Raw genomic sequence first — 739 nt, 5'->3', positions numbered from 1 at the left:
CTCTCTTCACCCGCGAAACAGCCAGGCAACAACGGCAGGGCGCTGGGCTGGCGCACACAACTGGCCGGCCCGCAGGCCCGAGACACGGCGGACAAGTGTCCCCGTGACCCCCGTCGAGCTCTCTCGTACCGTCCTGTGCGCCGTGCGCCGTGCCGTGGACGCTGGTGAGCTCAGTGTGGCCATACCCGCGCGGGCCGTGGTGGCGCCGCCGGGGCCCGGAGGATGCGGTGACTACGCCACGAATGTCGCCCTGCAACTGGCCCGGCCCGCCGGGCGTCCGCCGCGTCATGTCGCCGAGATCCTGCGGCCGCTCATCACCGAGGCCGAGGGTGTCGCACGTGTCGAGATCACCGGGCCCGGCTTCCTCAACATCACCCTCGATGGGGGAGCGGATGCCCTGGTCAGGGACATCGTGCGGCGCGGCCTTCGCTACGGGTACGGATACGGGTTCGCCGAGGAACTGAGCGGGCGGATCATCCAGTTGCACCACCCGTGCGAGGTGCGGGCAGCGGTCAGTGGGCAGGTACTCGCCCGGATCCTCCGTTCGCGGGGCGCCCTCGTCCGTACGTCTTGCGAGGGCGAGCCGGACCCCGTGTGGGCCGAGCTCCTCGGCGTGACCGTCGACGCCTGCGACCGTCCCGGGGTTACCGCCGCCCTCGACCGCGTCAACCAGCAGGACTTCGACGCCTGCGAGCGCACCCAGCCCGGGATGAACTCCCGGCTGTACGCCAAGGGGGGC

1 pseudogene is annotated in these 739 nt (G+C 71.4%); it reads left to right on the top strand.

Going from position 1 to position 739, the window contains the following annotated elements:
• Positions 1-103: 103 nt before the first annotated feature.
• Positions 104-739, top strand: a pseudogene (locus G6048_RS48385) (hypothetical protein); the annotation flags it as partial.

It is taken from the genome of Streptomyces ureilyticus (assembly GCF_011045025.1).
Lineage (GTDB): Bacteria > Actinomycetota > Actinomycetes > Streptomycetales > Streptomycetaceae > Streptomyces > Streptomyces ureilyticus.
Note: the sequence above shows the minus strand (reverse complement) of the source record. Positions and strands in the feature narration are given on the sequence as shown.